Source organism: Pandoraea capi, from assembly GCF_902459735.1.
Taxonomy (GTDB): domain Bacteria; phylum Pseudomonadota; class Gammaproteobacteria; order Burkholderiales; family Burkholderiaceae; genus Pandoraea; species Pandoraea capi.
Genome location: NZ_CABPRV010000006.1, coordinates 259,319 through 284,815, shown reverse-complemented (window position 1 = coordinate 284,815; position 25,497 = coordinate 259,319). Strand labels below are relative to the sequence as shown.

The 25,497-nt window shown below is 63.0% G+C and carries 20 protein-coding genes and 1 other RNA gene; 12 read left to right on the top strand and 9 right to left on the bottom strand.

All coding sequences use genetic code 11. From position 1 onward, the window contains the following. The first annotated feature begins 74 nt into the window (after positions 1–74). Positions 75–1,244 (top strand): PA0069 family radical SAM protein, encoded by a 1,170-nt coding sequence (locus PCA20602_RS14875; RefSeq protein WP_174981158.1) that lies wholly within the window; start codon positions 75–77, stop codon positions 1,242–1,244. A gap of 108 nt (positions 1,245–1,352) precedes the next feature. Here the strand turns inward: PCA20602_RS14875 and PCA20602_RS14870 are convergent, their stop codons facing one another. Next, complete coding sequence (locus PCA20602_RS14870) at positions 1,353–1,841, bottom strand: Lrp/AsnC ligand binding domain-containing protein (protein ID WP_069341766.1); 489 nt, start codon at positions 1,839–1,841, stop codon at positions 1,353–1,355. Positions 1,842–1,945: 104 nt separating this feature from the next. Between PCA20602_RS14870 and PCA20602_RS14865 the strand changes: the two genes are divergently transcribed. From PCA20602_RS14865 to PCA20602_RS14825, 9 genes are all read left to right on the top strand, one after another. After that, positions 1,946–3,232, top strand: coding sequence for a D-amino acid dehydrogenase (locus PCA20602_RS14865; RefSeq protein WP_150721885.1), 1,287 nt, complete (start codon positions 1,946–1,948; stop codon positions 3,230–3,232). Between the two features lie 96 nt (positions 3,233–3,328). Beyond that, positions 3,329–4,462: an alanine dehydrogenase gene (gene ald / locus PCA20602_RS14860; protein ID WP_150721884.1), complete on the top strand. Its 1,134-nt coding sequence runs from the start codon at positions 3,329–3,331 to the stop codon at positions 4,460–4,462. A 345-nt stretch (positions 4,463–4,807) separates the two neighbouring features. Further along, positions 4,808–5,506 carry a bifunctional 2-polyprenyl-6-hydroxyphenol methylase/3-demethylubiquinol 3-O-methyltransferase UbiG gene (ubiG, locus tag PCA20602_RS14855; protein WP_150721883.1) on the top strand — a complete coding sequence of 233 codons (699 nt, stop codon included), beginning with the start codon at positions 4,808–4,810 and terminating at the stop codon, positions 5,504–5,506. A 1-nt stretch (position 5,507) separates the two neighbouring features. Continuing rightward, a complete protein-coding gene (locus PCA20602_RS14850; protein WP_150721882.1) occupies positions 5,508–6,236 on the top strand; it encodes an HAD-IA family hydrolase in 729 nt (242 codons plus the stop codon). 114 nt (positions 6,237–6,350) lie between these two features. Next, on the top strand, positions 6,351–10,361 hold the full coding sequence (locus PCA20602_RS14845) for a DUF748 domain-containing protein (RefSeq protein WP_174981155.1): 4,011 nt from the start codon (positions 6,351–6,353) through the stop codon (positions 10,359–10,361). A 30-nt stretch (positions 10,362–10,391) separates the two neighbouring features. Then, positions 10,392–10,762, top strand: a transfer-messenger RNA (tmRNA) gene (ssrA, locus tag PCA20602_RS14840). A 158-nt stretch (positions 10,763–10,920) separates the two neighbouring features. Next, positions 10,921–11,490 carry a TetR/AcrR family transcriptional regulator gene (locus PCA20602_RS14835; RefSeq protein ID WP_150721880.1) on the top strand — a complete coding sequence of 190 codons (570 nt, stop codon included), beginning with the start codon at positions 10,921–10,923 and terminating at the stop codon, positions 11,488–11,490. A 56-nt stretch (positions 11,491–11,546) separates the two neighbouring features. After that, the gene (locus PCA20602_RS14830; RefSeq protein WP_150721879.1) at positions 11,547–12,392 is read left to right on the top strand and encodes an SDR family NAD(P)-dependent oxidoreductase; all 846 of its coding nucleotides are present in this window, start codon (positions 11,547–11,549) and stop codon (positions 12,390–12,392) included. Positions 12,393–12,443: 51 nt separating this feature from the next. After that, positions 12,444–13,163 (top strand): Rossmann-fold NAD(P)-binding domain-containing protein, encoded by a 720-nt coding sequence (locus tag PCA20602_RS14825; protein WP_150721878.1) that lies wholly within the window; start codon positions 12,444–12,446, stop codon positions 13,161–13,163. Here PCA20602_RS14825 and PCA20602_RS14820 read toward each other — a convergent pair. Further along, positions 13,160–14,248 (bottom strand): linear amide C-N hydrolase, encoded by a 1,089-nt coding sequence (locus PCA20602_RS14820; protein WP_150721877.1) that lies wholly within the window; start codon positions 14,246–14,248, stop codon positions 13,160–13,162. The two genes, PCA20602_RS14825 and PCA20602_RS14820, sit on opposite strands and share 4 nt — an antisense overlap. Before the next feature lie 84 nt (positions 14,249–14,332). Beyond that, positions 14,333–14,932 carry a LysE family translocator gene (locus PCA20602_RS14815; protein WP_150721876.1) on the bottom strand — a complete coding sequence of 200 codons (600 nt, stop codon included), beginning with the start codon at positions 14,930–14,932 and terminating at the stop codon, positions 14,333–14,335. 355 nt (positions 14,933–15,287) lie between these two features. Here PCA20602_RS14815 and PCA20602_RS14810 point away from each other — a divergent pair, with 355 nt between their 5' ends. Further along, positions 15,288–16,187 carry a LysR substrate-binding domain-containing protein gene (locus tag PCA20602_RS14810; RefSeq protein WP_150721875.1) on the top strand — a complete coding sequence of 300 codons (900 nt, stop codon included), beginning with the start codon at positions 15,288–15,290 and terminating at the stop codon, positions 16,185–16,187. A 79-nt stretch (positions 16,188–16,266) separates the two neighbouring features. Then, a complete protein-coding gene (locus tag PCA20602_RS14805; RefSeq protein ID WP_150721874.1) occupies positions 16,267–17,568 on the top strand; it encodes an MFS transporter in 1,302 nt (433 codons plus the stop codon). Between the two features lie 28 nt (positions 17,569–17,596). Here PCA20602_RS14805 and PCA20602_RS14800 read toward each other — a convergent pair whose 3' ends face one another. The 6 genes from PCA20602_RS14800 to PCA20602_RS14775 all read right to left on the bottom strand — a co-directional run bounded on the left by PCA20602_RS14800 (position 17,597) and on the right by PCA20602_RS14775 (position 25,414). Then, entirely contained in the window at positions 17,597–18,064 is a 468-nt protein-coding gene (locus PCA20602_RS14800) for a hypothetical protein (RefSeq protein ID WP_150721873.1), read from the bottom strand. A 233-nt stretch (positions 18,065–18,297) separates the two neighbouring features. Continuing rightward, a complete protein-coding gene (locus PCA20602_RS14795) occupies positions 18,298–19,704 on the bottom strand; it encodes a c-type cytochrome (RefSeq protein WP_425495670.1) in 1,407 nt (468 codons plus the stop codon). An 11-nt stretch (positions 19,705–19,715) separates the two neighbouring features. Beyond that, on the bottom strand, positions 19,716–21,491 hold the full coding sequence (locus PCA20602_RS14790; RefSeq protein ID WP_069341780.1) for a GMC family oxidoreductase: 1,776 nt from the start codon (positions 21,489–21,491) through the stop codon (positions 19,716–19,718). Positions 21,492–21,494: 3 nt separating this feature from the next. Continuing rightward, the gene (locus PCA20602_RS14785; RefSeq protein ID WP_150721872.1) at positions 21,495–22,217 is read right to left on the bottom strand and encodes a gluconate 2-dehydrogenase subunit 3 family protein; all 723 of its coding nucleotides are present in this window, start codon (positions 22,215–22,217) and stop codon (positions 21,495–21,497) included. Positions 22,218–22,655: 438 nt separating this feature from the next. Next, positions 22,656–24,269, bottom strand: a complete 1,614-nt coding sequence (locus PCA20602_RS14780; RefSeq protein WP_174981152.1) for a hypothetical protein — start codon at positions 24,267–24,269, stop codon at positions 22,656–22,658. Positions 24,270–24,499: 230 nt separating this feature from the next. Beyond that, positions 24,500–25,414, bottom strand: coding sequence for a helix-turn-helix domain-containing protein (locus tag PCA20602_RS14775; protein ID WP_069341895.1), 915 nt, complete (start codon positions 25,412–25,414; stop codon positions 24,500–24,502). Between the last annotated feature and the right edge of the window lie 83 nt (positions 25,415–25,497).

Sequence of the window (25,497 nt, the reverse complement as noted above, 5' to 3'; positions counted from 1 at the left end):
ACACAGTATAATGACAACAACTCCCTGCGCCTGCCCGGCGTTTCTTTCAGGGGGCGTTATTCAGGAGACGCGTCATGGCATCCTCGTTCGTGCCGCCCCCATCCCGTAAGGGCCGGGGCGCTATCGCCAACCTCGAATCCCGCTTCTCCGAATACCGGAGAGAAAGCGACGAGACCCGCCATGAATCGGACGCTGCCCAAGAATGCGAGGTCAAGTTCGTCACGCAGGTCGCGCTGGAGAACGCGCGAACGATCATCTCCCGCAATACTTCCGCGGATATCCCGTTCGATCGCTCGATCAACCCCTACCGCGGATGCGAGCACGGATGCACCTATTGCTTCGCGCGTCCGACGCATGCCTATTTGGGCCTCTCTCCCGGCCTCGACTTCGAAACCCGGCTCTACGCCAAGCACAATGCCGCAGAACGCCTGGACGCCGAGCTACGCAAGCGTGGCTATCAGCCCTCCCTGCTCGCACTGGGCGCAAACACCGATCCCTACCAGCCGATCGAGCGGGAATACGGCATCACACGCAGCGTGCTTGAGGTCCTGGAGCGCTTCGGCCATCCGGTGGGCATCACGACCAAATCGGCCCTCGTCACGCGAGACATCGACATCCTCTCGCGCATGGCGCAGCGCGGACTGGCGAGGGTGTTTATCTCAGTAGGAACGCTCGATGCGGAAATCGCCCGCAAGATGGAGCCACGCGCGAATACGCCACCCAAACGCATTGAAGCCATACGCAAGCTGACGGATGCCGGTATTCCCACGGGCGTTATCGTGGCGCCGATCGTGCCCGCGCTCACCGATTTCGATATCGAGCGGGTGCTGACGACAGCCGCCGAGGCCGGTGCAACCTACGCCGCCTACGTGATGCTGAGATTACCGAGAGAGGTTCACGACGTTTTCGTCGAATGGCTGGAAGCGAATTACCCGATGCGGGCACGTCATGTGATGAGCCTGATCGAGCAGGTTCGTGACGGGAAACATAACAGTTCGGAATTTGGCACCCGCATGCGTGGCACTGGATTGCATGCTGAGCTGATTCGGCAGCGATTTCATCTGGCTGCCCGTAAGTTGGGGCTCAATCAGGCAAGACCACCGCTAAGGAACGACCAGTTTTGCGTGCCCGCGCCGGATCCATCCGAGCAAGGAAGTCCTGCAAAACAACGTATGCCACAACGAGTCAGCACTCCAGCCGCGGAGCCTACGGGAAAGGTCGACCCGCAAATGCCGCTTTTCTGAGTCGCCGAATAACGTACCCGTACAACGCTTGTCGGGTAGTCAGCCCCCCCCCTGCCGCCCTGCAAGACTTGCCGCGACAACGCCACAGGGCGGACGTCCGCCGGCCGCTCACTCCTCGACGTGGACCGTGAGCGTTTCCTTGATTTCCTCCATCACGACATAGCTTTTCGACTGCACGGCACCCGGCAGTTGCAGCAGGATATCGCCGAGCAATTTGCGGTACTCGGACATTTCCCGGATTCGCGCCTTGATGAGGTAGTCGAAGTCACCGGAAATCAGATGACACTCCATGACTTCGGGAATTCGCAGCACCTCCCGACGGAACTGATCGAACATGTTGCCGGACTTGTGATCCAGCGTGATCTCGACGAACACCAGCAACGCCGCCCCCAGGGCTGCCGGATTCACCCGGGCGAAGTAGCCCATGATCACGCCGTCGCGCTCCATGCGCTTCACGCGTTCGATACACGGCGTAATCGACAGGCCGACCTGCTCTGACAGGTCTTTCATCGACATCCGTCCGTCCTGCTGGAGCAACGTCAGGATGCGCCGGTCAAGCCGATCCAGCGTCCGGACCGATTGCTGCTGCACTCTCATGATTTATTCCTGAATTCAGCCCATATACATTAACTAAACCTACGATTCCGAGAATAGCATGCGAATTATTACTGCATAACTATGGTTTTACAGGAGTCAACGCAATGAAGGTCATCGTTCTCGGCAGCGGCGTCATCGGCGTTACCAGCGCCTACTACCTGGCAAAGGCCGGGCATGACGTCACGGTGCTCGATCGTCAGGCTGGCCCGGCGCTCGAAACCAGCTTCGGCAACGCCGGCCAGATTTCGCCTGGATACGCGTCGCCGTGGGCGGCACCGGGGATTCCTACGAAGGCCATCAAGTGGTTGTTCCAGAAGCACGCCCCGCTCGCGATCCGCCCGGATGGCACACTGACGCAGCTCAAATGGCTTTACCAGATGCTGCGCAACTGCACGCCCGAGCGTTACGCCGTCAATAAAGAACGCATGGTGCGGATCGCGGAATACAGCCGCGACTGCTTCCGTGAGCTGCGTGCAGAAACGGGCATCGCATACGAAGGCCGTCAAGCGGGCACGTTGCAACTGTTCCGCACGGAAGAGCAATTGGCGAACGCCGCTCGCGACATCGCCGTGCTCGAGGAAGCCGGCGTGCCGTTCGAACTGCTGGACAGCAAGGCGCTCGCCAGTGCGGAGCCCGCGCTGGCCGCCGTCTCGCATAAGCTGACCGGCGGCCTGCGTCTGCCGAACGACGAAACAGGTGACTGCCAGATGTTCACGACCCGCCTGGCCGCAATAGCCGAGGCACTCGGTGTGAAATTCCGCTACGACATGCCGATCGAAGGCCTTCAAGTCGCGGGCGACAAGATCGAGGGCGTTGTTTGCGCGGGTACGCTGCAACGTGCGGACGCTTACGTTGTCGCACTCGGCTCTTACTCCACGCCGTTCCTGCGCGGCATCGTCGACATTCCGGTGTATCCGCTCAAGGGCTATTCGATCACGGTGCCGATCGTCGACGAATCGCGCGCGCCGGTATCGACGATTCTCGATGAGACTTACAAGATTGCCGTGACGCGATTCGAGGACCGCATCCGGGTTGGCGGGATGGCCGAAGTGGTCGGTTACAACAAGGCGCTCAATCCGGCGCGGCGCGCGACGCTGGAAATGGTGGTCAACGATCTGTATCCGGGCGCCGGCAACACGGCTGAAGCATCGTTCTGGACCGGTCTGCGTCCGATGACGCCGGACGGTACGCCGATCGTTGGCGCCACCGCCCTGCGCAATCTGTTCCTGAATACGGGGCATGGCACGCTGGGCTGGACGATGTCTTGCGGGTCCGGGCAATTACTGGCCGACCTGATGTCCGGACGCCGTCCTGCCATTCTGGCCGACGACCTGTCTGTGGCGCGCTACAGCGGCGCGCCTCACGCACAGGCCGAACCGGCCTTCGCCTGATCTTCGAAACGGCACCTTCGGGTGCCGTTTTTGTTTGTGCTTTACCCATTGTCGTCATCGCTGTTTGCCGTGCCATCACAACAAAGGAGACGCATCATGAAGATCGGTGTACCCAAGGAGATCAAGAACCACGAGTATCGCGTAGGCATGACGCCCGCAGCCGTACGCGAAGTGGTCGCACGCGGGCACGAGGTGTGGATCGAGACGCAAGCCGGGGAAGGCATCGGCATGGACGATACGATCTACGCGGCAGCCGGTGCACGCATTGCGGCGAATGCCGTCGACGTCTTCGATCGAGCCGAGCTGATCGTCAAGGTCAAGGAACCTCAAGCGGTCGAGCGCGCCAGACTGCGGCCTCATCACACCCTGTTCACTTACCTTCATCTGGCACCAGACGCCGATCAGACACGAGATCTGATCAAGAGCGGCGCCACGTGCATCGCGTACGAAACCGTGACGTCCGCGAATGGCGGCCTGCCGCTCCTCGCGCCCATGTCCGAAGTGGCTGGCCGTATGTCGATTCAGGCCGGCGCCACGGCGTTGGAGAAAACGCATGGCGGGCTGGGCTTGCTGCTCTCCGGCGTGCCCGGCGTGGAAGCAGGAAAGGTCGTGATTCTGGGCGGTGGTGTCGTTGGCACTAACGCTGCCACCGTGGCTGTCGGCATCGGTGCACAGGTGACGGTCATCGACAAGTCGGTCGATGCCCTGCGTCGCATCAGCGCACAGTTCGGCGGACGTGTGCAGACCGTTTATTCGACGCAGCACGCCATCGAAACGCATTTAAGGGAAGCCGACCTGGTCATCGGCGGCGTACTGATCCCCGGCGCGGCAGCCCCGAAACTCATCACGCGGGCGATGCTCGGCCTCATGCGCAAGGGATCGGTGATCGTCGACGTGGCCATCGATCAGGGCGGATGCTGCGAAACGTCGCACCCAACGACGCATGCCGATCCGGTGTACGTCGTCGACGGCGTCGTCCATTACTGCGTGGCCAACATGCCGGGGGGCGTGCCCCGCACCTCGACCTTCGCATTGAACAACGTGACGCTGCCGTTCATTCTCCAACTCGCCGATCACGGCGCCGTGGCTGCAATGCGCGCAGACTCGCACCTGCTTGCCGGCCTGAACGTCGCGCACGGCATGGTGACGAATCGCGGTGTGGCCGAGGCGCTGGGTCTCGCATATCACGACCCACACGCCGTGCTGGCGAATTTGCCGGCGGCTGCCTGATCGCCTATCGGCGGCTATGGCACCGCACGCCCGGGGATGCGACGCACCTGTCGCGTAGGCATCCCCTCGGCGTCACGCATGGACGACGTGCGGGTGACGACGCCAGCACACTCTCGCCGCCCGTCCCGTCATGCTCGTTGCACCTCAGCCCCGGCCCCTACCTGACGGCCCGAATGCCTCGCACGCCGACACAAGCACCCCGCCACGCCTCACGCTTTGGACATGGGCGCACTCACTTCGTTATACTTGCCCCATCTCGACGGCGCCCGCCGACCACCCGGTACACAGGGCACGCGCAGCCATGTTGCAAGCCCCCTGCGCCAAGCCGTCAATGTCCATGAGCAAGTGATGAACGCCGATCCGCAAGAACTCAATAAATTCAGTGAACTGGCCCACCGCTGGTGGGATCCGCACAGCGAATTCAAGCCGCTGCACGAGATCAATCCGTTGCGCCTCGACTGGATCGAACAGCATGTGCCGCTGCAAGGCAAGCGCGTGCTGGACATTGGCTGTGGCGGCGGCATTCTGTCGGAATCGATGGCACGCCAGGGCGCTCGCGTGAAAGGCATCGATCTGTCGAAGAAAGCCCTCGGCGTGGCCGATCTGCACAGTCTCGAAGCCGGACTGAACATCGAATACGAAGAAATCGCTGCCGAAGCGCTTGCCGCACGTGAGGCCGGCACGTACGACGTCGTCACCTGCATGGAGATGCTCGAGCACGTGCCGTCCCCGGCATCGATCGTGGCCGCCTGCGCCACGCTCGTGAAGCCGGGCGGTCATGTGTTCTTCTCCACGCTGAACCGCAATCCAAAAGCCTGGTTACTGGCCGTGGTCGGTGCGGAGTACGTGCTGCGTATGCTGCCGCGCGGTACGCACGATTACGCGAAGTTCATTCGCCCCTCGGAACTGGCGTCGTTCGCTCGGGCAAGTGGTCTGGCGGTACGTGACCTGCGCGGGCTGACTTACAATCCGATCAGCAAGCGTTACTCGATCAATCGCGACACCGACGTCAACTACATGATCGCGTGCACACGCGATGCCTGATATGTTCGAGCCCCCCGTTCGAGTCTCCCCATCGTCTCCCGACAGCACCGCGTCGACGCCGCTGCATGGCGACATTCGTGCTGTCCTGTTCGACCTCGACGGCACGCTCGCCGACACCGCGCCCGATCTGGTTGCTGCGGTCAACAAGGTGCGTACCGATCGCTGCTTGCCGCCGGGGCCGTACGAAACCCTGCGCTTGCAGGCGTCGCACGGTGCCCGTGGCTTGATTGGCAGTGCCTTTGGCGTCACGCCGGACGATGCCGCCTTTCCCGCATTGAGAGACGCATTCCTCGCCAATTACGAAGCCGCGTTGTGCGTCCATAGCCATTTGTTCGACGGCATCCCGGCGTTGCTCGCGGCGTTGACCGAACGCGGCATGCCCTGGGGCATCGTGACCAACAAGGCAGCACGCCTGACCAATCCGCTCGTGAAGCTGCTTGGCCTCTGCAACGGTGCCGCTTGCGTGGTTTCCGGCGACACCACGCCGCACAGCAAGCCGCACCCTGCGCCTCTGCTCTATGCCGCCGAATGCATCGGCATTGCGCCCGCAAACATCGTGTATGTCGGCGACGACCTTCGCGACGTGCAGGCGGGCAACGCCGCAGGCATGGCCACGGTGGCTGCGGCCTACGGTTATTGCGGCGACTCGCTCGCGCCTGCCCAGTGGCACGCGGATGCCGTCGTCGAACACGCGGGTGCGATCGCCCCGCTGGTGATGTCGCCGGCATAAGCCGCCGGATCATCGCTCTCCAGAACCGGGGCATCACATACCCCGGCTCTGGGAATGTCCCGCCGCGCTCCAGGGGCGTGGCGTATGCTCCACGGGCTACTTTCGGGAGACCGCATGGCCGAGCAAGCGAACGATCGCAAACCAACAACGGAATCATCCGCAGACGGCAACCGTCTGCAACAGGGACTCGCCCGCGCACAGGCGCTCGGGCGCGATCCCGACGTGCGCCGCCGCGCGCGTAAAACCGGCCTGTGGGCCGCCGGCATCATCGCCGTATTCGGCGTCGTCGGTTACTTCACGGTCCCGGCGGTGCTCAAGCATTACGCCGTCGACAAGCTCTCCGCTTATCTCGAACGACCGGTCAGCGTGGGCGACGTCAGCTTCAATCCCTATACGCTCCGCCTCGATTTGCACAAGGTGCATATCGGCGACAAGACACCCGGCCAGCCGTTCGTGGATATCGGTGAACTGCGTGTCAATGCGTCGTGGAGTTCACTGTTTCGCTTCGCGCCGGTGATCGGTGAGTTGTATCTTGACACCCCCGTCGTCAACATCGTGCGAACCGCACCGCAGCGCTTCAATTTCTCGGACATCATCGATCGGGCAACATCGGGGCCGCCCTCGCCTGAACCGTCCAAGCCCGCGCGCTTCGCACTGAACAACGTCCAGATCAAGAACGGCACGATTCGCTTCGACGACAGCTTCCAGAACGAAAAGCATGTGATCGACAATTTGCAAGTCGGCGTGCCTTTCATCGCGAATCTGCCAGCGGACGTCGACATCTTCGTGCAGCCCCTGCTACAGGCCTCCATCGACGGCTCGCCGCTGCACATCTCGGGTCAGACCAAACCGTTTGCCGATTCGCTGGAATCGACCGTCGACATCAAGCTCGACCGGCTCGATGTGCCGAAATATCTCGGCTACTCGCCCGTCACGGTCCCGGCACAGATCAAGAGCGGTGCCATTAGCACCGATCTGAAGTTGCGCTTCACGCGTGACAAGGACGGCAATCACGTACTGCTCACCGGCACGGCCGGATTAGCCGACGCCGTCGTCAACGAAGCTGACGGATCGCCGCTTGTCGCGGTCAAACAAGTCGACGTGACGCTTGGCAAGGTCGAACCGCTGAACAACGTCTATCACGTAGACAGTGTTCGGATCGACGGTCTGGACCAGCACATCACGATGGAGAAAGACGGCACGATCAATGTCGTGAAGGCGCTCCTTCCGCAACGTCCTGTGCTCAAGGCCGTTGGCAAGGCCGTCGATCAGGCAGCCGCATCGCCTCAGGCCAGCGAGGCCGCCAAGTCGGCTCCGAAGGTTGCCGCGGAGCAAACCGCCCGCCCGGCCACGCCGGCATCGGCCGCTGAAGCGGCACAGGCGAAGGCCGCCGCCGCCGCGCAGCCATTGCCACTCGACCTGTTGGTCGGTGAAGTCGCTCTGGTCAACAGCAAGTTGCGTTTCACCGACGAGCGTGGTGCGAAACCCGCAAGCGTTTCGCTCGAAAACATCCAGATCGGGGTGAAGCAGTTCTCGACGCTGGGTAAAGATCCGGCGACCTACGACGCCTCGCTCGGCATCCAGAGTGGCGGCTCACTCAAGGCGCACGGCCAGTTCAGCCTGCCGGCATACAACGCCAGCGGCGAACTCGACGCTCAATCGATTGCGCTCGCGCCCTTGCTGCCGTTCGCACAGGGCGCGCTGGCCGGTGATCTGAAAAGCGGCACGGTAGGCGCTCATGCCAAGTTCACTGCGGCCTTCGCGCCGGACAAGCAGCCGAACGTACAAATCGAACCGGCCACGGCGACGCTGGAAAAGATCGAATGGCTCACGGGCCAAAAGGGCGATGCACCGCTCAAACTGGCGAAAGCGGAAGCCAAGCTCTCGCACTTCGATCTCGGCGCCCGTCAGGCTATCGTCGACGAAGTGACCGTCAGCGGGCTCGACGTTGCGGCGCGTCGCGACAAGGACGGCAAGATCAACCTGCTCGCGCTAACGGGGGATGGCCAGCCGAAGGCGTCCGTTAGCAACGGCAGTGGTGTCAACGCACGTGTCGGCACGGAGCGCGGACGCCGCACCTCGGCCAGGGCCTCTTCGGCATCGGGTGCATCGGGTGCATCGGGTACGCAGGCCTCGGCCGGCGGATGGCAATGGAAGGTCGGCAAGGTTGCCGTCGAGAACGCAAGCATCGGGTTCGAGGACCGTGCCGTCAAAGGCCGGCCGATCACCGCGAAGTTCGCGCCGCTCAACATCAAGGTGCAAGGTGCGTCGCAGGACATGACCAAGCCTTTGCAGCTCGAAGTCAACGGCACACTCAACAAGAAGGGGTCGCTCAACGCGACCGGGAATATCACGCCGCAGCCGCTGTCCGGCGACCTCCAGGTCAAGACCCAACAACTCGATCTGGCCGCCTTCGATTCGTACATGAGCGACGAACTGAACGCGAGCATTGCAAGCGCCTTGCTGTCCAGTAATGGACGCGCGACGTTCGCGATGAAGGGCGACACGCCACAGGCCACGTACCGCGGTGACGCCACGCTCGGTAACGTCCGTCTGCTCGACAAGGTGACGACGGACGACTTCGTGCGGTGGAATGCCCTGTCGGTGCAGCAGATCAATCTGGCGGTGGGCAGCGGCAAACCGAACGTTCAGTTGGGCAGCGTTGCCCTGTCGCGCTTTTACGCGCGTCTGATCATCAACGCCAACGGGCGTCTGAATCTGGCCGACGTGGTCGGCAACAAGGAAGCGCCCCGCTCGCTCACGCGGGCAAACGAAGGCATTCCGCTGGATGCGGCGTCCGCAGCCAAGCCACCGCTCGATGCGGCCGCATCGGCCGTAGAAGCCGGACAACCGACCGAGGTCGAGAAGAAGGAACAGACGCCGGGTAAGACGACGGCCGAGCGCGGACCGGGCTACGGCACCGGTAAGGCGCTGCCTGCGGACGTCCACATTGGGCGTATCACGCTGCAAGGCGGCAACATCAACTTCACCGACAACTTCGTCAAACCGAACTACACGGCCAATCTGACGGACATCGGGGGACGCATCGGCGCCTTCGGTACGGCAACGACGGACCCTGCCGAGGTTGCGCTGCAAGGCAAGGTCAACCGCAACGCGCCGATCAACATCAACGGCAAGATCAATCCGCTCGCGCCGATGGCGTTCGTGGATCTCGGCGCGAAAGCCGATGGCATCGAACTCACCAATCTCACGCCGTATTCGACGAAGTATGCGGGCTACCCCATCGAAAAGGGCAAGCTCACGGTCGACGTGCACTACCTGCTCGATCAGGCGAAGCTCACGGCCAACAATCACATCTTCATCGATCAATTGACGTTCGGCGACCGCGTGGAGAGTCCGACGGCCACCAATCTTCCGGTGCGGCTGGCGGTATCGCTGCTGAAGAATTCGCGCGGCGAAATCGATGTGGACATTCCGATTTCCGGCTCGCTGGACGATCCACAGTTCAGTCTTGGCGGCGTGATCTTCCGCGCGTTCGTCAACCTGATCGTCAAGGCGGCCACAGCGCCGTTCAGCTTGCTGGCCTCCGCCTTCGGCGGTGGCGATCAGGAACTCGGCTACGTTGAATTCGCCCCGGGCAGTGCGCGTCTGAGCGCAGAGGATGAGAAACGTCTGGAAACGCTGGTCAAGGCGCTGAACGATCGTGAGGCGCTCAAGCTGGACATCGTCGGTCGCGTGGATCCGGCCAAGGACACCGATGGGCTGCGCAGCGTGGCCGTCGAGCGCGCGATCAAGGCCCAGAAGGTCAAGGCGATGGTCGGCAAGGGAGAAAGCGTCGACGTGGACAGCATGCAGGTGAGCCCGGAAGAGCGTAGCAAGTACCTCGCGGCGGCCTATAAGGCAGCGGATTTTGCGAAGCCGCGCAACATGATCGGATTCGCGAAGTCGCTGCCGGACGACGAAATGGAAAAATTAATGGAGACGAACGTCAAGGTCGGCGACGACGATCTGCGTGCGCTGGCGGAGCGGCGCGCTCAGCGTGTCCGGTCATGGCTGGACGGCAAGATCGCATCCGACCGGCTGTTCGTGGTGGCGCCGAAGCTCAACGCCGACGGCATCAAGGACAAGGGGGCAACGACACGCGTGGACTTCGCACTTAAGTGATGCATTTGTGTCATAATCCCCAATTCCACAGGGGCCGACATGGTTTCGACGTGGGTAGCGAAGCGACTCAGGGCATACCGAGGACCCGTCACCTCGTTAATCAATGGGAAAAACGTAACTGCAAACGACGAAACGTTCGCACTGGCAGCCTAAGGGCCGCCGTCCTCTGCCTAGTTCACTGACGGACTAGCGTCGCAAGACCGGTAGCAATACCGCCAGAGGTCATATACGTCAGTTAAGCCTTGGTGGCGTCACGACGCCAAGGTCGAAAATTTAGTGAATCGCTGTTGCGTAGCGTGTTCGTCCGCGACAAGACAGTTAAATTAAATGACAGAACTAAGTATGTAGAACTGGTCGTAGAGTACTTGCGGACGCGGGTTCGATCCCCGCCGGCTCCACCAATATGCTGAATTAACGGACCCTCTCGGGTCCGTTTTTCTTTTTTGCGACGCCCAGCACGCGCGACGGCAACGCCACCTCCTGCCTCCCCCCACTTGCCATCCCTCGACGCCATCCCTATAATTGAGCAATCACTCATTTATAATTCCTGAAAGTTTCGATGGCTCGCCCTCTCAGTCCGGAAAAACGCGATGCGCTCTTGCAGGCAGCCATGAAGGCCGTGGCCGAGCACGGTGTGCTTGCTACCACCGCCGTCATCGCCAGGCGTGCGGGCGTCGCCGAGGGCACCCTGTTCACTTACTTCGAGAACAAGGAAGTGCTCTTTCAGGAACTCTATCTGCACCTCAAACAAGAGATGGCAGCGGCCATGATGCCGGGCTATCCGCGTCAGGCCGATATCCGGCATCGCGTCGAGCATGTCTTTCAGTGCTACGTCGGTTGGGGGCTGGATAACCCCGCCGGGCGCCTCGCCGTCTCACGCTTGCTGGCATCGGGCCGGTTGACGGACGAAACCCGTGCACAAGGCGCCACCCTGTTTCTGGACATCCCGCAAATGATGGAAGCGGCCGTACGAGACGGCACCCTGCTGAACGCGCCGATGGCCTTTCTTTACGCAATCATCGAGCGCATCGCGGACACCACCATCGAATCCATCGAGAAATCCTCCGCCGATGACGCGCATTACCGGCAGATCGGCTTCACCGCGGCGTGGCGCGCAATCACGCCGTAAGTTTTTTTGTCCTTTAATTGCGTGAGTACTCATTCATTTTCTTAAGAGGTGACGTGATGTCGAAGCAAACGTGGTTCATCACTGGCGCGTCAGGCGGTCTGGGTTTGGCGCTCGCGGAAAAAGTACTGGCCGAAGGCCATCGTGTGGTCGCGGCCATGCGTCGCGTCGATGCCCTGCAAGCACTGCAACAAGCCTGGCCCGAGCAGCTTCAGGTCGAATCGATCGACGTGACCGACGTCGCCCGAGTGCAAGCCGTCGCTGCCCGGCATCCAGACGTCGATATCGTCGTGAACAACGCTGGCGGTGCCGTCATCGGCGCCATGGAAGAAATGACCGAAGCCCAGATCGAGCAGCAAATCGCGCTCAACCTGCTCGGCCCGATCCACGTCACGCGCGCCTTTCTCGGCACCATGCGCGCACGCCGGCACGGCACCTTCATCCACATCACGAGCGTCGGCGGACGCACCACTTTCCCCTGCTGCGCGCTCTACCACGCGGCCAAATTCGGTCTGGAAGGATTTGCCGAAGCCGTAAGTCAGGAGACGGCCGAGTTCGGCATCAAGACGATCCTCATCGAGCCCGGCTCGATCCGCACGAACTTCCTCGCAAACATCCAATGGACGACGGAAATCGACGACTACCGCACGGGTGCTGTCGCCAACTTGCGCACCCTCGTCAAAACACACGGGGACGAAGTCGCCTCCGGCGATCCAGTCAAGATGGCGGACGTCATCTACGGCGTCAGTCAGATGGCCGAACCGCCGCTGCGCACCGTGCTTGGCGCAGACGCCTACGCGGTCCTGGAAGGCACCTACGCGCGTAGCCTCGATGCCCTGAAAGCCCAGAAGGACCTCGCCGCCTCCGTGACCCTCGAAGGCCGCGTCGGTTTTCATCCACAATAAGACCGGCTCGTCCACCACCACGCATCTCGATATGAGCAAGGGAGTGAAATCATGCGCATCGTTCTGATCGGCGCGACCGGCATGGTCGGTCAAGGCGTGTTACGCGCCTGCCTGGCCGCCCACGATGTCACCGAAGTTCTGGTGGTCGGGCGACGTCCGCTGCCCGCGGGTTACCGTGATCCGCGTATCCAGGTCTTCACCTTGCCGGATCTCGCAGCATTCAAGGCAGACGATCCGGCGTTCCGTGACGTCGACGCCTGCTTCTTCTGTGCCGGGGTCTCCTCCTTCGGCATGACCGAACCGGCCTATCGTGCGGTGACGTACGACCTCACACTCGCCGTCGCGAAGGCGCTGCTTCAGACAAGCCCCAACATGACGATGGTGTACGTATCGGGCGCCGGCGCCGACAGCAGCGAACAGGGCCGCAGCATGTGGGCACGCGTGCGCGGCGAGACCGAGAATGCGTTGCAGCGGTTGCCGTTCAAGCAGGTGGCCATCTTCCGTCCCGGCGCGATCCTGACGGAAGATGGCGTGGAATCACGCACGGCCCTTTATCGACGGCTGTACGTCGTACTCAAACCGCTGTTGTTGCTGGCGCGCTGGATATCGCCGTCGAGCGTGCTCACGACCCGCATCATCGGCGATGCGATGCTGGGCGTGGTCCGACACGGCGCCCCGCGCGCGATTCTCGCGCCGGCCGACATCCATCGGCTCGGCAGCGCGAACGCGACGAACGCGACGAACGCAGCGACCGAAGCAAACACCGTTTAGGTCGCCTTCCCCGCCGTCAAGCCGAGGAATGGGAACGGCGGCGCGACCTTGAAATCGGCGGACACTTCGCCATTGAACGTGTTGCGCTGATCCTTGCCGAGATCGAGCCGCCTGACGGGCGCACCAGCGGCGAAGTCCACCTTCTTGAGGTCCACCCAGAACGTATTGGGCGTCAGGGCCGACTCGAAGAAATAGAGCATGCGCTTGTGGTCGACCACCGTGCGCCAACGGGTCGACGAGATATTGGGCTCATCCGGGGTGGTGATGCCGTAAGGCACCGAGGCATTGCGAATCACGCTGAATACGCTCGCCAAAGCCTGTACCGGATCCTCGCTCCTGGGAATCGCGTTGATGTAGAACGACGCACGCGCAAAGCGATCGGAAGCGCGGTTCGTCCCCGGCAGGAACGTCGTGCCGCCGATCTGCTTCCAGTACGTATTGAGCGCGAGCTGCTCGTCGAAGATCGGTGAATTCGTCATCACCTGATACTGCTTGCCGTGATGAATCACTTGCCGGCCGTTGATGTACTCGATGATCGCGCTGTCACCCGTTTTGTCCGACATGGACAGATGCAGCGTGGTGAGCCGATCCTCACCCGGCACGTTGTCCGTCACGACCGTGAACGGTTCCTTCGCCAGCGCCGTCACGGCTTCGTCCACCGTCGCAAAGTTATCGAGCACGTACTGCGCCCATGCCGCGATCGTCAGCCCGGGCTTCGAATCCTTGTCGAACTTCGGATATTGCGACTCAACGAGCCACAGCAACTGTGCCGACAGCCCCTTCTCATTGACGCCGTCAGTCGTCGATACGTCGTAGCCCGTGGCCACCACGCTGCCGTACTTTGCCGTCCAGCGAATGGAGTTCGGACCGGCTTCACCGGTGCGCGCAATGCCGCGCGGCAATACGTAGAGATTGGTCGCGACGTCGAGCTTCCAGTCCATCGACCGGGCAGTGATGACGTCATCGTTCGCCCCCAGATAGACGACCCGGGTGCAGGCAAGCGTGGAAATCGGGGAGAGAACGAGCGCGGCAGAAGCGACAGCGGCGACCAGACGGGGCAATGCCCCGGCGAGCTTGGCAGGCATGGCGATACCTCACGTTAGGGGGAAGGATTCGCAAGAACCGTCAGTATAACGATGGGAATGCGCCCAGTCCGCCCGCCCGACGTGTCACTCCACCAGAATCGGATAGAGCGACGCCACGAGTAGCGCCGCCGCCACGCCGTTGAAGATGCGTACCGAGCGCGCATCGGTCAGCACGCGTCGCATCGCAACGCCAAAGCCGGCCCACAGGCCGATACAAGGAGCACCGAGCATGCCGTAGATCACCGCGAGCAGCGCGACGTCCGGCAAGTGTGACGCGTTGGGCAGATAGGTGCTGATCGCCCCCACCGCCATCACCCACGCCTTCGGATTGACCCACTGAAACGCAGCCGCGCCCACGAATCCCATCGGACGCTCACGTCCCCGGCGCTCACCGTCCATCGGCCCCGAGCGGGCCAGATGCCATGCCAGCCACAGCAGATAAGCCGCGCCGACATACTTCAACAACGTATGGATGACCGGAAAGCGTGCGAACACCGTGTGCAGGCCCGCGCCCGTCAGAAACACCATCAAGGCAAAGCCGAAGGCGATCCCCGCCAGATGGGGCAGCGTACGGACAAAGCCGTAGTTGAGCCCTGACGTGAGAATCATCATGTTGTTCGGCCCCGGGGTCACCAGGGTAATGACAGCAAAGGCGCAGAAGGCCAGCAATTGTTCGGTCGTCATGATCGTCGGTCTGAAACGGGTGCCCTAGGCACGGCCTTCGGCAAGCGCATAAGGCAACGCGCGAAGCGGCCCACGGAAAAGCACGCGGAGCCACAGCATAGGCACGCGTATCGCCGCGCACCCGGTACAGTTCGCCGAATCCCTGTGGGCCTGTACCGGACGCCGTCCATGACAGTTGCCGCCGCCCCGTCGACACGAATCCACCCACCCCTGCATTCAAAGGGGTCGCGCTGTCCACAAGCGTCATGGTCATGCGAGAATCGACGCACGCCGTCGACGTCACGCTTCGACGCCATCCCCCGACTCCATCGACACTGCCCGAACGGACGCCTAACGAACGCTCGACACTCACCCGATGCCGCCTCGTCTGCCACCGCTGTCTGCCCTGCGCCTGTTCGAGGCCGCAGGACGCCACCAGAGTTTCAAACGCGCCGCCGCCGAACTCCATCTCACGCCAAGCGCCGTCAGCCACGGCATCGTCGGGCTGGAGCAAACGCTGGGCGTCGCACTCTTCGTGCGCTCACCGCAAGGGCTCACGCTCACGCCCGAGGGCGTGGACTACCTCGCGTACGTCACCGAAGCGTTCTCGCTGCTGCTCACCGGCACCCGTCGCCTGCCCACGCCGGACGCTTCGCGCGCCATTGCCATCACGTGCGCACCGACGCTCGCCTCGCGCTGGCTGCTGCCGCGTCTGGACATGTTCATGCGGCGCATGCCCGGCGTCGACATCACGGTCGACACGTCGCGCCGCCAGGTCGGCTTTCCCACCGACGGCTTCGACTTCGCCATCCGCCTGTCGCGCGCCCCCGTGGCCAGCGACACGTGGCATCGACTCTTCGGCGAACGTTTCGTGCCGGTGTGCAGCCCCGCTTACCACGCAATGCATGCGGACGAAGACGGCAATATCGACCTGCGCACGGCCACACGCATCCACGTGGGCAGCGCCAGCGAGGACTGGCAGGTCTGGGTCGAAAGCGCGGGGATCGACGATTTCGACACGCGCGGCGGCCTGACCTTCGACAGCATTCAGATGGCCTTCGAGGCCGCCATGATGGGCCTCGGCGTCGTGATCGGGCGCCGTCCGCTGGTCGACGAATACCTGGCCAACGGCGTACTCGTGCCCGCACACGGCATCACCACACAATCGCAAGGCGCCTACTGGCTGATCTGCGCGCCGGACATCGAACCGCACCCCGAATGCGTGGCGTTCCGCGACTGGGTCATCGACCAGGCGGGCACCCATCAAGGTGAATAAAATTCACTCGATACCACACACAACTCCTTTGCCAGACGGGGATTTCATTGCGAGACTACGGTGAGGAGGACTCATCACCATGTCGCAAACCCCGATTTCAGCATCGCCCTCGTTGCAGGGCCGCGTGACCCTGATCATTCTCGCCGGCGCGCTGGTACTCAGCGCCGCAATGGGCACCCGACAGACGTTCGGCCTGTTCATCAATCCCTTTTCGTACGATCGCGGCGTGCCTGTCACGCTCGTGGCATTCGCCATCGCATTGCATAACCTCGTGTGGGGCTTCGCGCAGCCGTTCGCGGGGGCCATGGCTGACCGTTACGGGCCGGCGCCCGTCGTCGCAGCCGGTGCGCTCGCCTTCGCCGGCGGGCTGGCGATGGCCGCACTGGCGCCGTCCGGCGTCTGGCTCGTGATCGGACTGGGGGTGCTGGTCGGGTTGGGGATCAGTTGCACGACGTTCGGTGTCGTACTGCCCGCCGTGAGCCGCGCCGTCACGCCCGAGAGACGCACGATGGCCATGGGTCTCGTAAGCGCAGGCGGCTCGCTCGGACAGGTGGCGCTGGTGCCTGTCGCGCAAGGGCTGCGCCAGACGTATGGCGTGTCCACATCGCTTTTCGTACTCGCGCTGGTCCTGTGCTGCGCCGCGCCGCTCGGCCTGTTCATGACGATGCAACGCCGCAGCAAGACCGCAACCGCCGGGACGCCGTCAGGTGTCACGCCCACACCGGCGACGTCGCCCGACGAGGCGCAGGCCGAGCACGTCTCGCTACGCAACGTCCTCCATCAGGCGTGCACCCATCGCGGCTATCAACTCCTGACGCTGGGCTTCTTCACGTGCGGCTTTCAGCTTGCCTTCATCGCCACCCACTTGCCCGGCTATCTGTTGATGTGCCACATGCCTATCGGGCTCGGCGCGACCGCGCTTGCGCTGATCGGGTTGTTCAACATGCTGGGCAGTTGGGCCTGCGGCTGGCTAGGCGGACGCTATCGCCAGCATCATGTGCTCGGCTGGCTGTATCTGATTCGCGGTGCGGCCATCGCCATCTTTTTCCTGCTGCCGAAGACCGACACGAGCGTCGTGATCTTCGCCTCGGTGATGGGACTGACGTGGCTGGGGACAGTACCGCTCACGAGCGGACTGGTTGCGAAGGTCTTCGGCACGCGGCATCTGGGCACGCTCTTCGGTGTGTGCTTCATGAGCCATCAGGTCGGCTCGTTCCTGGGGGCGTGGCTCGGCGGCTTCGTGCTCGACGTCACTGGTTCGTACAACCTGCTGTGGGCCGCGACCGCGATTCTCGGTGCAGTCGCCGCAGCGCTTCACTTCCCGATCGACGACGAAAGCATCGTGCCGCCGCTGCACCAACCGATGCCCGCAGGCGCCTGAGCGAGCCTCAGCGACATCGCAGACGATGTCACAGGCGATGCGCGCTCGCGAGACGGAAGATCTTCGTCCAGCGTTGTGCGAGCGCGCGGCCGGGCATGGGCACACGCCAGCTCGGCTGCGCATTGTGCGCGAGGTCGAGCGTGAGGGACCACTGGCCGCCCTCACTCACGGGATGCGCTGACGTCACATCCGAGAACACGAAGCGTGTCTCGCGACCGTCGACACGCAACGTACCCATCTTGCGGTCGGCGTCGAGCGTGAGTTCACCCCAAGCGCCCGAGACACTCACCAGCCGCTTGCCGTCACGTCGCACGCCATGCACCGCGCGATAACGGCGCACGGCATCGACGGCCAGCCACACCACGATCAGCACGCAAACGACAATCGTCGCAACGGCCGCCAGCGTGCCGAACTGCAACGCCACGGCAGCGTACAGACGCACTGCGCCGTAGACGATGCCCGCCAGTACGACGAGCGCCAGAAGAATGAACGGCACTGCGGCCTTCTCACATCGAAAACGATCGGCAACGAAAAAAGCATAAAAAAGCTCCGCCAGTCGATATGACCGGCGGAGCTTCATTTCATCACAAGCGCGACATCCGTGCCGACGAGCGTCAGCCGGACTTCCCGCCTGGCGCGTCTGTCGCACCTGTCGTGCATCTCACGGCGAGAGACACGACGCGAGATACGACACGAGATACGACACGAGACACCACACGCGTGGCGCGATCACCGTTGCGGCTGCGGCGCGGCGCCGACGTCCTTGCGGACTTTGGCGACTTGCGCGGCCGTCACGGCGGGCGCCTTGTTACCCCAGCTAGAACGCACGAACGTCAGCACGTCGGCCACATCCTGATCGGTCAGACGGTCGTCGAAGCCGGGCATGGCGTAATGCGTCGGCGCCGACTTCGTCCAGGGCATTTCGGCCCCGCGCAGCACGATATGGATGAGCGACGTCGGATCGACCGAATTCACCGTCGAGCTGAGCGCCAGCGTCGGGAATGTCTGCGTGTACCCCTTGCCTGTGCTGCGGTGACACGCCGCACAGTTGTCGAGGAACGTCAGCGCCCCATTGCTCTTGTCGGAACCCGCACGCAGCGCGCGGGCGACGGTGTCGTCGTAGGCAAGCGCCTTGGCGTTCGGATCGACCGGCTTGAGCGTCTTCAGGTACTTCGCGACCGCCGTCAGGTCGTCGTCGTTCATGTGCTGTGTGCTGTGCTGCACCACATCCGACATGCCGCCGAAGGCCGCCGAGTGGTCGTTACGTCCGCCCTTGAGGAACGCCGTAATGTCGCCTTCGCTCCAGTTGCCCAGCCCGTCGGTGACATCGCCGCGCAGGTTCTTCGCGAGGAAGTTGTCGACCACGCCGCCCGACAGGAATGCCGTGCTGTCGTCGGTCAGCGCCTTCTCCTGTAACGCGAAACCACGCGGGGTGTGGCATGCACTGCAATGGCCGAGCCCTTCGACGAGATAGCGGCCCCGCGCGATCGGATCGTTGTCCGTCGATGCGGCGTCGGCGGCGACCGCCGGTGCGAACATCTTGCGCCAGAACGACAACGGCCAGCGCATCGACATCGGCCACGGGATATCCGTCGCCTTGTTCGCCTGTGCGACCGGTTGCACGCCGTTCATGAAGTACGCATAGAGCGCCTTCACATCGGCCGGACGCACTTTCGCGTACGAGGTGTACGGCATGGCCGGGTACAACGTCGAGCCACTCTTGGCAATGCCGTGCCGCACGGCGCGGTCGAAGTCTTCGAGGCTGTAGCTGCCAATGCCGGTGTCCTTGTCCGGCGTGATGTTCGTCGAGTAGATCGTGCCGATAGGCGACGCGATCGGCAGGCCACCCGCGAACGGCTTGCCCTTCGGCGCCGTGTGACAGGCGGCGCAGTCGGCCGCACGCGCCAGATACTCGCCCTGACGGACGAGTTGCGCCTGCGGGTCGTTCGCCGCCGGTGTCTGGGGCTGCGTACCAGCGTCCATCGTTACGGCGGGAACGGCAGGCGTCGGCACCGGCGAGACGGCGGCGCCCGAGGGCGCGGTCGCGTTCTGCGCCCACACGGCAACCGTCGCGAGCGCGAGGGTGCTGGCGGCCAACACACCGACCGAGCGCTTCATCATCGTTTTTTGGATCATGATGGCGCTCCTCAGGCTTGCACCAGCGGGCCGGCGTTCTTGAGGTACTGCTCGCGAATTGCCTTCGCGGACCAGTACGCCAGCGCCGCCACCACGCCCGTGGGGTTGTAACCCATGTTCTGCGGGAACGCCGAAGCGCCCATCACGAACACGTTCGACACGTCCCAGCTTTGCAGATACTTGTTGACCACGCTGTTCGACGGATTCGTACCCATGATGGCGCCGCCCGTCGTGTGGGTGCTCTGATAGATCCGCGTGTCGTAATGCGTCCCCTTCTTGCGGATGGCGCGGAACACCTTCTCCGGGTTCATCGCACGGCCGACTTCTTCCATCCGGTCGCCCATGTAACCGAGCATGTTGTACTCGTTGTCATGCCAGTCGAACGTCATGCGCAGCAACGGCACGCCGTAGGCATCCTTGTACGTCGGATCGAGATCGAGACACGCGTCGCGATACGACATGACCGAACCGGAGATGCCGATGGTCATGTAGCGCTGATACGCGTCGGCAATGCCCGCCTTCCATTTGCTGCCCCAGGCCGGGGTGCCCGGCACGGTCGGCGTCATCTTGATCGGACGTCCGCCATAGCGAATGTGACGAATGCTCGCGCCCCCCACGAAGCCCAGCGGCCCGTGATCGAACTGGTCCCCGTTCAGGTCGTCCATCGACACGCCGCCGGCGCCGGTGCCGACGAACGGATTGAGTTGCGTGCCCTTGGGCAGCAGCACGTTCACGGCGCCGTTCATCTGATACGCGTAGTTCTTGCCGACAACGCCCTCGCCCGTCTTCGGATCGTACGGCTTGCCGATGCCGGAGAGCAGCAGCAGGCGCACGTTGTGCATCTGGTAAGCCGCCATGATGACGAGATCGGCGGGCTGCTCGACTTCGCGACCCTGCGCGTCGATGTACGTCACGCCAGTGGCCTTCTTGCCGTCGCTGTCGAGATTGACCTTGACGACGTACGAATGCGTGCGCAATTCGAAATTCGGCTTCTTGAGCAGCACCGGCAGAATGGTGGTCTGCGGCGACGCCTTCGAATACATGTAGCAGCCGTAGTTCTCGCAGAAGCCGCAGAAGTTGCACGGCCCGAGGCGCACGCCATAGGGGTTGGTGTACGGCTCGGACGTGTTTGCCGCCGGCGCCGGATACGGATTGAAGCCGACCTCGCGGGCCGCCTTCTCGAAGAGTTGTGCGCCGTAGGTGTTCTGCAGCGGCGGCGTCGGAAACTCGCTGGAGCGGGCCCCTTCGCGCGGGTTGCCGCCCGGCACGATCTTGCCGTTAAGGTTGCCCGCTTTACCCGACGTGCCGAACACTTTCTCCGCGAAGTCGAAGTGCGGTTCCAGTTCTTCGTAGCTCACGCCGAAGTCCTGAATCGTCATGCCTTCGGGGATGAATTTCTTGCCGTAGCGCTCTTCGTAATGACTACGCAGCTTCAGCTCTTCGGGCAGGATCCGGTAATGCATGCCGTTCCAGTGAAAGCCCGCGCCGCCCACACCGTTGCCGAGCAGGAACGAGCCGTTCTGACGATACGGCACGGCGAGGTCATCCGGCGTATGACGAATCGTCACCGTCTCGCGCGCCAGCTCCTGAAAGAGCTTGCCGCGCACCGAGTATTCCAGTTCGTCGATGACCTTGGGGTACTGCGCATCGGTGGGGGTGTCGCGCATGGCGCCGCGCTCGAGCGCCACGACATTCAGTCCTGCGTCCGTCAGTTCCTGGCCGAGAATCGCCCCGGTCCAGCCGAAGCCCACGATGACGGCGTCGACCTTATCTTTCTTGATTGCCATGACTTAGCCCCGCTTTCCGGAAATCGACACGGGCCCGTAGGGATATTTGACATTGGGCTGGTCCGCCCAGTCCATGAAGTCGGCACGCGCGCCGGGGAACCCGACGAGTTTCCAGCCGACCATGTCCTTATTGCCGCCGTGAATCGGATCGGAGAGGAAGCCTTCCTTCGTGTTGGCCAGCAGGTAGGAGAAGAAGGTGCGCGCAGGCACGCTGTCGAACTCGATCTTCGCGTGCTCCAGGTCGCCGAGCACGGCTTCCTGCGTGGCGTGATCGAGATCGGCAAACGCCTTGTTGTACTGCTTCTTGCAGTGGGCGTCGCACGCTGCAATGCCATGACGATAGATGTCGCGCGGCACGAGGCTCAGCTGATAGCCCATCTCGGGCGGCTGATCGGTGTGGAACGGACCCTGCATGTACCAGAGTTTGCCGTGGCCGAACGGCGTTTCCATCTGACGATCGATGAACTGCGGCACGTCGGCTTGCAGTGCGCCGGGGCCAAGGTCATCGGCGGGAATCAGACGGTCGACGGCAGCGTTCACGAAACGCCATTCGTCGGCCGTGAAGTATTTGGGTTCGTACGATTTGCCGGAGGCGGCGGCGGGGGCAGCAGTTTCGCTGCTACAGGCGGACTGGGTGAGCGTCGCACCGGTGGCGAGAGTCGTGGCAGGCACGATCGCCAGCACCTGGCGCAGAAAGCGCCGGCGCGGTTCCTTGTCCTGTGACATGGAGTTCTCCGTTTTGTGGGGGACGAATCACGCATGACAGTCAAGCGACAGCACACCATGCGTGAAAAAAACCAGACTGGCTATTCACCTCGCATAGCGGTATTAACAACGCGGCCATTCTACTGACAAGTTACCTACATGGCAAAGAAACGGCAGTCGACGCGCCAATCGCGCAACTTCTTGATTAAAAAGGCTTGCAGATAATTAAAATATTTACTATTACGCGTGCGCGCAGGGTTTCGCGTGACAAAATGGAGCGCGCATCGCGCAGGTTTCGCCGACGACGCAACGCGTCGGCGTCCTGCGCAGGCGAAGTGCGGGGCGTACCAAAAATAAAAAGCCGCCACGAGATTCGTGGCGGCCTGGTTCGGCTGACGAACCGGTCGAAGCATCGGATGACCGAGGGAGATACGTTGCGCCAGATTGCGTCAGATGGCGTCAGGTTGCATCAGGCGGCGAGGGCAGTGGCAACGGCGGCGGCGTCTCCGAAGGCGATGCAACCCGCCGGTGCGTCTTCGGTCGTGCCCCGGTTCTCAACGCCATCGCTTCGGGTGTCTCGACCACTTGCGCACGTGCGTTCGTTGCCAACGTCGCCAACGGCAACGGCACCGATCGCCCACGTGACACCGCCGCCGGTACCGACCCTCGCGACTCTCGCGGCCCGCGTGACGGTTCCGTCTGCGCCAGACGCTCCGCCGAGGGGGAGCCTTCGAGAATCGCGCTCAGGCGTCCCGCTCTGCCCGCCTGCATACCGATGAACTGATCCGCGAACTGGCCTCTGCGTGATGTCAGCGCCCGTCCATGCGATGCGCGCTGCGCCGACGACACGGCTGTCGCTGTCGGCGCCTGCGCACCGAGCGCCCCCGCCTCCTTCGGCATCGTGCGCATCGGCACCGCATCGATCTCGTCTACGCCGGACAACTGCGGCGCCCCATCGATCGCATCGAGACGACTGTCGTCGTGCACCGCGTGGGATGGCGTGACCGGCGCGCCGAGCAGGCGACCGCCGTCCGTTTCGCGGAGGTCATCCTGCAAACCGCGAGCCACGTGCTTCCAGTTGTCGATCTCCAGCGCCCGCATGCCGAGCCAAGACACGGTGCATTCCGGCGATGCCGTCTTCGCGCTGTGCAGCACCGTCGAATATTCGTAAAGGCCGAAGCCACGGTCGCGGATGTCGGACAACGTCACCGGCTGGCCTGCGGGATAGCCGAGCAACAACGCCAGTCGCGCGGCATCGTTACGTGCACGGATGTGGTTCTTCTGGAATCGGGATTTCGACGTCGCAGGCTTGAGGATCAGTCTGCTGCCACGCACCTTGAGCCGAAGGGGTACGTCAGCCCCGCCGTTCGACATCTCGCGCTGGGCCTCGCGCGCCATGTCGTTGAGCGCAATCAGCACATTGCGCTCGGCCTTGAGTTCGTTGAACGTTCGATCGTGCTGCGTCGTCGAGAGCACGAGCATCGTGTCGCGCATCTTCTTCATGTCGTGAAGACTGTGCTGAGCCATCGATTTCGCGGGCCCCTTGGGCACCCGGTCCACGATCACCGTCATACGGTCGATCTCGTCGTTCACATGCGCAATCTCGAGCAGTTGCACGATCACCGGCTCCGGGTCGAAGGTGCGTATGAACGGCCGGGGCTCGGGCGGCACACCGTAGCGCACCTGCCGCATGGCTTCGGTGCGCCCGTCTTCGAACGAGACATCGCGCTCGATCCCGCGCTGAAACATGCTGTGCCAGCGCTCGACACGCTCACTCACCGCATTGGGAACCAGCGGCCGTCCGATCAGATCGTCGGCGATGAGTCGCTCGGCGTCGCGACACGCCTGCCAGTGCCCGAACGACAGACCGTCGGCATCCTGCAGGGTGCGCCGGCGCTCCGGGTACGATTGCCACGGCTTGCCGGAAGCTTCCGTCGTTGTCGTCACCGGCACGGCGCCCAACCGCTCGAAGTCCGATCCGAAGCTCGAACCGCACTCGCAGGGCAGCAACTTTCCGCCGGTGAGGACCGGCGCCGACGCCGCGCCCGATATTGACCCGAACAGTGTTCCCATCATTCATCTCCTATGAGCAAGGCCGGATGGCCTTCGGGCACGGAGACTAGTCAGGATTGCGGTGGGCGGATTTCGATTGTGGGGGATGCCTTCGTTTTGTGGCACCGACTCAGGTGGCGCGGCTACGCGGGTGACGGCACCGCTGGATGCGATGCGGGACGCGATGCTCGAACGGATGCCTGTGCGACGCGTGGCGCGATGCGCCGTCGCAGCCCGCCCTCAGAAGCTCGTCAGAAGCGGGCGAGCAACTGACCGAGCAGGGCGGCGCCCTCTTTGCCCTTGGCCGAATCGGCCCACAGGCGATCGATCATGGCGCGATACATGCCCACGCCGTCGGGCGAGGTGGTGATGGTCGCGATGCCGGTTCGCAGATTCGGCAACTCCCCCAGACGGAACGGCGAGACAGCCACATACGCCTCGCCTTGCGCTTCGAAGATCTGAAACGTCTCATTGGGCATGTTGTCGCTGACGATCCCGATCTGCACACCGGAGGTGTCCGCTTCGAGAAACTCGACGATGCGCGCCACTTCGCGTCGCGCGGCCATCTTCCGCTCAAGCTGCACACCCGGCGGCAGGCCCAGCCGACCGACCAGTCCGTGATGCAGGAACTGCTCGATCTGCCGCAGTCCGATCAGGCTCGTGACCGCCAGACGCTGACGCGAAAAGCTCGACTTGCGATCCTGCAAGATGCCGAGCACGCGATTGATCGTGTTTTCCCAATGCCGGTCGGCGAGCGTCGGCGGAATACTTTCCGCCAGCATGTGACGCAGCCAGACGTCGTAATCGTCGGACGTGAGCAGGAACGAGATGGGATCAAAGTGCGCAACGATGCGCTCGGAACGACTCTCCAACTGGCGCATGCGCTCGAAGTAGCTCACTGCCGAGTCGTGATACTCCACTTCCACGCCGAGCAGGTTGGCCAGCGACACCCCCAGCAGCGCCGCCAGACGCTCCAGCGTGTCGATCTTGACGATCTCGCCGCGCTCCAGCTTATAGATGGCGGCGCGCGAGATATCGAGTTGCTCGGCGACATCCTCACTGCGTAACTCCGCGGCCAGACGATAGGCGCGCAGGCGCTCGCCAATGGCTCGGAAATTGAAACGCGCGCCTCGCGGCGCCCGGGATGTCGTTGCAGCTCGAGTCAAATCGCCCCCTGTCGAAAACCTCTTGGATACCGCGTCTCTGCGCAAGCCGACGATCGTCGCTGAACGTCGCAGGGCGTCGTGGA